Annotated in this window: 2 pseudogenes; one reads left to right on the plus strand and one right to left on the minus strand. The window is 70.6% G+C overall.

The features are described from left to right. Positions 1-181 precede the first annotated feature (181 nt). Positions 182-307, plus strand: a pseudogene (locus EAO75_RS44070) (GTP-binding protein); the annotation flags it as partial. Here EAO75_RS44070 and EAO75_RS44075 read toward each other — a convergent pair. After that, positions 308-490: pseudogene (locus tag EAO75_RS44075) on the minus strand (GTP-binding protein); the annotation flags it as partial. Positions 491-770 lie beyond the last annotated feature (280 nt).

Consider the following 770-nt stretch of genomic DNA (forward strand, 5'->3'; position numbering starts at 1 on the left):
AGAGCGCCCGAGCAGTACTCACTTCAACGCCCCTGCCGTGTACTCACTTCAACGCCCCTGCCGTTCCCCTGTTCTGACGGGACGGCAGGTCGTGCTCGCGTGGGCGCCTGCGCTCGTCCGGAAATCGCGCTGACCCCTTTTCGTATCCGGATCGTCCGGATCATCCGAAAGGCCACGGGCCGTGCGCACCAACCTCAACACCCTCGCCGTCGTCCGCAACCTCGGCATCCTCGCCCACGTCGACGCGGGCAAGACCACCGTCACCGAGCGGATCCTGTACACCACCGGGACCACGCACAAGCGTGGCGAGGTCCACGACGSCACGGAACCCGTCCTCCGCGCCGATGGGCAACTGCACGACCAGCGGCGCCGGATGCAGCCGTTCCCGGATGGACGCGACGGCCGTGTCGAGGTCCGCGCCCGCCCGGTCCATCTTGTTGACGAAGGCGATCCTCGGTACGCCGTGCCGGTCGGCCTGCCGCCACACCGCCGGCGCCGGCCCTGCATGCCGCCGCCCGCGAGGGCCCTGCATGCCGCCGCCCGCGAGGCCGCCGCCGTCTGCCCCGCGGCCGCCATCACCATCGACGACGACGCATAGCGGCACTCGGTCCCACGGATCGGAAAATCACGTGCCCCGACCTCGCCCGGTTCCCTAGACTCACCACGCAATCACGCGCCGCCCCGTAGACGTCGGCGCGTAGTCGTGACCAGTCGAGGGGAGCCGGGCCGTGCGTGACCGCACCGCTGTCGTCGTCTCCCCCTCCCGGTAC

Origin of the sequence: Streptomyces sp. UW30 (assembly GCF_008042075.1) — a bacterium.
Taxonomy (GTDB): Bacteria; Actinomycetota; Actinomycetes; order Streptomycetales; family Streptomycetaceae; genus Streptomyces.